This is a genomic window from Psychrobacter sp. A3, from assembly GCF_028823565.1.
GTDB lineage: Bacteria > Pseudomonadota > Gammaproteobacteria > Pseudomonadales > Moraxellaceae > Psychrobacter > Psychrobacter celer.
This window is the reverse complement of the sequence record NZ_JAPEHS010000114.1, coordinates 1-5,928: the sequence shown is the minus strand read 5'-3', so window position 1 is coordinate 5,928 and position 5,928 is coordinate 1. Positions and strand designations below refer to the sequence as shown.

Below are 5,928 nucleotides of genomic sequence, written 5' to 3'. Positions count from 1 at the left end.
CAACACGCCCTAATACTCTAGACACATTGGGATTTGCTTATGAAGATGTTTATTTGGCTAATGATTATATTCATGGTACTGCTGGTCGTGTTTGGGGTGTCGATATTTAATAAATTGGTACGCGCGCGCAATCAAGCAAAAAATGGTTTTGCGCAGATAGATGTCCAGCTCAAGCGTCGTCATGACTTGATTCCAAACTTGGTTGAGGCCGCCAAGCGTTATCTGACGCATGAAGAAGAGACCTTAAGCCGTGTGATTAGCGCCCGTAATCACGCCCAAAGCCTACAAAACTCTATGCATCATCAGCCAGAGTCGCTTGAGCATATGGCGTTGTTTGCCAAAGCAGAAGGCATGCTGTCTAAAGCTTTGGGGCAACTCTCAGCGGTGGTGGAGGCGTATCCTGAGCTAAAAGCGGATAGCATGATCAAAGAGCTGATGGATGAGCTGACCAATACCGAAAACCGTATAGGCTTTGCCCGTCAGCACTATAACGATAGCGTGATGTTTTATAATAATGACCGTGAGGTGTTTCCAAACAATCTGGTCAGCAGCACTTTTGGATTTCGTCCGCTCAGCCCACTGGTCTTTGCAGATAGAGACGCCATTGCCAAAGCCCCTGTTGTAGATATGACTTGAGATACCAAGTAAAAGCACAAAAAGTGTCGCCAATTTGAGATAAGCGGATGGATTTTTTTGCTCAGCAGCGGATACGCACGCGCCGCAGTCTGTTACTTTATGGGCTGTTTTTTTTGATCGTCTTGGCTCATATAGTAGTGGCTCTCGGAGTTGTGTGGTTGTTGCTGACGATATTTACAGGGGGTATTTACTACTGGGCGTTGGTTTTGGTTATCGTTTGGATCATAGCGAGTTTTGTTGGTGGTAGTTTTGTAGAGTATCGCCGCCTCAGAGCGGGTGGCCGCGCGATTGCTCAACGCGTGGGGGCGGTTCGTCTGTTTGTTGATAGCAGTCAGGATGCTTGGGAGCACAGTCAAGGGGTGGCTCAGCAGCATACTGCGGCCAAAAAAGTTCGCTTTAGTGACCGTCAGATCGCAGTGCGTGATGAGCGAGATTTCCCTCCTGTCTATCGCCGCTACTACGAAATCGCGCAGCAGCTGGCTATTGCATCGGGGCTGGATATGCCGATATTGTATGTGCTGCCTGATGAGCAAGGTATCAATGGTTTTGTCGCTGGCCGCCATAGTCAAGACATGGTATTGGTCGTGACGCAGGGTGCGTTAGACAAGCTCTCTGATGAAGCATTATATGGACTGATCGGCCATGAGTACGGTCATATATTACATGGTGATGCGACATTTAACCTACAGCTGATGGTGGTGCTAGCAGGACTACAGATACTGTATGATTGGAGCGATCCTATCAGTCATAATAGCAATCGCTTGATAAGTGACAATCGCTATGCTGGCTCTATTGATAGCAGCGTTAGTCAAAGCGCTTTGATACCGCAGCGTAGCATCGACAGTCATGCACGTCGTACCGAGGCGCAGACGGCAAGCTTTACCACGCATCGCGAATGGGTGTCATACTGGCAAGCCCAGTCGCACAAACCGCTATCATTGACGCAGTCTCAGTCGCGCCGGCTGAATCATCCTATCATTGATCGGCACGCGCCGCGTAGCGTGTGGACACTGCTGTTACACGGACTGAGCTTTTCGAGTATGGCCAGCGCTCAGTTGATCAAACACAGCTTCAACCGTGAGCGTGAGTTGCTCGCCGATGCTACCAGCGTACAGTTGACCCGTTCGCCGGCGATTATAGAGACTCTAAAAGCGATTCATCAAGACACAGTAGGCTCGCGCTTAACCAACATCGCTGATATCAATGGTCTGAGTCATTTTTTCTTTGCCAGTAGCGGCGCGGACTTAGGGGATGTATCGTGGTTTGCTACCCACCCAAGCTTAAGCGAGCGCATGAGTGCCGTCAATGCCAAAGCCTATCATGACTTTGCTGTGCAAGTTGCCCATGAAAAACGATTAAACCAGCAAAAAATAAAACAGATATATGCGCAGCGTCGCCTAGGTGATTGGGGCGAAGTCCAAGCAAATAGCCTAAGTAAAGATAAAAAACCAGTTGTTAATAACCTCCCTGCTACTGCCACCAAAAAAGACAAAAATGCTGAAGAAAACATCAAAGAAAATGTCGATGTTTTGATCAATGAGCCTAATAATGCCTTAGAGGCAGAGTCGGCGCTGCCCTTTATCATAAAAGAAGATGTCGTGATTGATGGCCGCTTGCAAGTATCATTAGAGGATATAGGTGCCTGTCAGCTACTAAAGCCATGGATGGCAAAACCCGATAGCGATTTACCAAAAAAACCATGGATCGATAGCGACGATTTGCATCAGGTTTGCCTGCCGCAGTACGTGCTGGATCACAGTCATCACCCATTGGGCGCGCAAGCTTTGATCGAAGCCATCATGTTATGTCATCAACGGCGCTTGCTGACGACGACGATGAAATATGATTTGCACGACATTTGGGAGGGGATTATCGGTGATGAAGTATCGCAAAGTAATACGCAACAATATGAAGGCAAGGAAAGCGCCGCGTCCACTGTAGATAACAATCATGACAGTCATAACAACCTGCCCATCTTACCGCATACGATAGATGCTAAACTGCTGACAGCGGTGGCCAATTTGGATCGGCGCTTAGACAGTGCGGTGCTGGTTTTTGCGATAAAGCAGCTGCATCAGCAAGACTTATCGGCACAGACAATTAACGCACAGCGCCTGCAAAACGAGCGCAGTTATGACCACCACGCCCATCAGCATTATCAGCAGCAACAAAGCAGCCGTACCATGCTCGCTCGCTATCAGTGCGGTTTACTACAGCTGTTTGCTCGCCAGCTGGAAGAGGATTTGACCTTTGACTTTGCTCAGGATATCTCAGCAGACCTTGTGTCTGGCACAGATACACCATTATCAGTATCTGATCAAGTGGCATGCACCAAGTCACAAGAAGTGTCTATCGTGTCATTATGGCAAGCGCTACATTTACAGCGGTTATTGCCAACGCTTTTTTCGGTGTTAAATGACAAAAATACCGATAAGCCGTCTGGCTGGCAGACGCTATTGCAGGCGGGTATGGAGGATATAGGTGCGCAGCTTGACCCATCAGGTCAGGTGTTTTCTGGTCTGGATGCCGTGAGGAGGTCGGTACTGATACTACTGGCGTATCGGCTGTCCAAAAACGCCCATCGCCATAGGCTGCCAGCATGGGAGAGTGCTGCACACTACATTGTGGATGTGAGGCGGCATGCCCGTTTGATTGATATTGACTTAAATGCCGTCAGCGATGCAAATCTACAGTGGCTATTAATGACCGCATCCCACTTAAATAGTAGCCAGCTGTTAGCGGTGGTCTGTATGGTGCCAGCGTATCACGCGGACCATGCTGATACAGCGAGTGCTCATAAGGCGGAAGATAATAATTGTGGCAAGAGACAACAGGATAGCGGCCAAATAGATTATAATGAGTATCAACGATGGCTAAGTACATTGCATACTGTCATGTTACACGATACGATAATCAGTCAAGATGAATACGACTGCCTGATGATGCTGGCAGAGCATTGGTTAGGCGTTCGCCAGCTCTTTTAACATCGCCCGCTCTCAATTAAAAAATAAGACAGCAGAACCGCATGAGTGATATCCAAGATCCGCAAATTGTACTACAGCGCCGTGTGCAGCAGCGCCAAATCCTAGCGACGATGGGTATCGATCAGTGGGTGCGCCCAGATGCTGCGACGCTAAGCATGGCTGATATCCCCGCCATTAGCGAAAGTCGGTCAAACCTCTCAAGTCCTAGCGTCTCTCTTGCCTCTTCGCAGCGCAGTCCTGTCAGCGATGTTAGCGACAGCGATGCAGCGTGGAATACCCCAAGCCATGCCAATGACCGCCATCCCCACCGCATCGATGAGGGCTCGTCAAATCATTTAGACACGAGCGATACGTCTTCTTATCACGATGATGCCTATTTGGATGGCGAGCCTGCTCTACCAACCGTCGCACAGGTGGTGGAGCCACTCGTTGACGCTGTAAAAACAACCACTGCTGCGCCATCAGCAGATAAATATGCTGATGAGAGCAACAAAAAGGTGTTGCCGTTTAGTTTACAAGGTGGCCGCTACGGCAACTGGGTCATACTGGTAGACATGCAAACCCTTAGCGGGGACAGCCAAAAACTGTGGCAAAACATCACTCAAGCGTTATCGATGACTTGTGAGACCACGGCGTTTCCGATCTGTGCGGGCATGGATACTGCCGAGCTTGCCAATGCCAGCTTAGCAGGCTATGTTTTTAAGATTGGGCGTAGTGAAGATGTGCAAGTGGCAGCTTTGACGGCTTTGCCTGACGGGCTGACGCATCCTGCCCTAACTACGCTCCCAACTTTGGATGAAATGCTCGCCGATAGCCGTCTGAAGCGGCAGTTTTGGCAACAGATAGCAAAGTCTGTCTCGTAAATGAACATAACTGAGCATTTGAGATAATAAGAAAACTGCCAGACTGACAATGCCTTTAAAAATTCGCCCTAGGCGCTTTAATCGTTAATCAGCTTAGCTGTTAACCAACAATGATGACCTCATCAATTTAGGATAATAACCATGTCTACAACCCCAGAATCCATCCACACATCCAACGCTTCTACCAATCCAAACGCTGCCGCGCATCGTCTGCCAAACTTCTGTGCGGGTCCTGCGACCATGCCCACCACCGTCTTAGAGCGTGCACAAAGCGAGCTGCTTGACTGGCAAGGGCGCGGCCTTTCGGTGATGGAGATGAGCCATCGTAGTAAAGACTATGTCGCTATCACAGAAAAGGCTGAGAGTAAGTTACGGGCATTGATGGAGATTCCAGATAACTATAAAGTGCTGTTTTTGCAAGGCGGTGCCAGCTTACAGTTTTCGGCGATTCCTCTGAATTTATTAAATGGCGGGTGCGGTGACTATCTAACGACGGGCGCTTGGTCAGGTAAAGCGGTCAAAGAAGCCAAACGCTATGAAGCATTGGGGTTGGGCGCAGTCAATGAGGTCGCTACTGGCAAAGACAGTAATTTTACTGACGTGCCAGCCCAAAGCGAGTGGAACCTAAGCGACGATGCGGCGTATTTTCACTACTGTGCCAACGAAACCATTCACGGTCTACAGATATTTGAGCCACCACAAGTCGACGCACCTATTATTGCCGATATGTCTTCTTGCATTTTGTCGCAGCCGATAGATGTGTCAAAGTTTGGCATGATTTACGCCGGCGCACAAAAAAACATCGGTCCGGCAGGTCTTATCATTGTCATCATCCGTGAAGACTTGCTTGGCCGTGCCAGTGAGTGGTGCCCTATGCTTATGAACTATGAGCACCAAGTCGAAAAAGCGTCGATGTCAAACACCCCAGCGACGTACTCATGGTACTTGGCAGGATTGGTGTTTGATTGGTTAGAGGCGCAGGGCGGCGTGGCTGCGATCGGCAAGATTAACCAGCAAAAAGCCGACTTGCTCTATAAAACCATTGACGACAGCAGTTTTTATAACAACCCCGTTGCCCCTGAGCATCGCTCTATCATGAACGTGCCTTTTACCTTGGCAGACAGCAGTCTGGATAAGGTGTTTTTAGAAGAGTCAGAGGCCGCAGGACTATTGAACCTAAAAGGTCACCGCGATGTCGGCGGTATGCGCGCTAGTATTTATAATGCCGTACCGCTTGAGTGGGTACAGCAGCTGGTGGATTTTATGATTGCCTTTGAAAAAAAGCATGCTTAATCAAGCGATCGCTATAATTCAAACGCTATCACGCAAACACTAAAAGACAAAAAAGACGCCACTTTTATAAGCGGCGTCTTTTTTATGTGCAGGCGTTTTTATTGTCAGTCAAAAAACCGCTAGGCAAACCTACTGTATACCTAAAACCGTGC

Annotated in this window: 4 protein-coding genes; all 4 read left to right on the top strand. The window is 48.7% G+C overall.

Annotated features, from left to right (window positions below):
- Positions 1-72 precede the first annotated feature (72 nt).
- The 4 genes from NK638_RS11530 (at position 73) to serC (ending at position 5,776) form a co-directional block, all read left to right on the top strand.
- Entirely contained in the window at positions 73-636 is a 564-nt protein-coding gene (locus NK638_RS11530) for a LemA family protein (protein ID WP_274633120.1), read from the top strand.
- Between the two features lie 47 nt (positions 637-683).
- On the top strand, positions 684-3,620 hold the full coding sequence (locus tag NK638_RS11525; protein WP_274633119.1) for a M48 family metalloprotease: 2,937 nt from the start codon (positions 684-686) through the stop codon (positions 3,618-3,620).
- A 41-nt stretch (positions 3,621-3,661) separates the two neighbouring features.
- Entirely contained in the window at positions 3,662-4,483 is an 822-nt protein-coding gene (locus tag NK638_RS11520) for a hypothetical protein (protein ID WP_274633118.1), read from the top strand.
- Between the two features lie 141 nt (positions 4,484-4,624).
- Positions 4,625-5,776 carry a 3-phosphoserine/phosphohydroxythreonine transaminase gene (gene serC / locus NK638_RS11515; protein WP_274633117.1) on the top strand — a complete coding sequence of 384 codons (1,152 nt, stop codon included), beginning with the start codon at positions 4,625-4,627 and terminating at the stop codon, positions 5,774-5,776.
- The last annotated feature ends 152 nt before the right edge of the window (positions 5,777-5,928 follow it).

What these genes read in the sequence shown, in the direction of transcription:
- NK638_RS11530 (WP_274633120.1), top strand. Translation starts at nt 73, where the DNA reads ATGGTACTGCTGGTCGTGTTTGGGGTGTCGATATTTAATAAATTGGTA.
- NK638_RS11525 (WP_274633119.1), top strand. Translation starts at nt 684, where the DNA reads ATGGATTTTTTTGCTCAGCAGCGGATACGCACGCGCCGCAGTCTGTTA.
- NK638_RS11520 (WP_274633118.1), top strand. Translation starts at nt 3,662, where the DNA reads ATGAGTGATATCCAAGATCCGCAAATTGTACTACAGCGCCGTGTGCAG.
- serC (WP_274633117.1), top strand. Translation starts at nt 4,625, where the DNA reads ATGTCTACAACCCCAGAATCCATCCACACATCCAACGCTTCTACCAAT.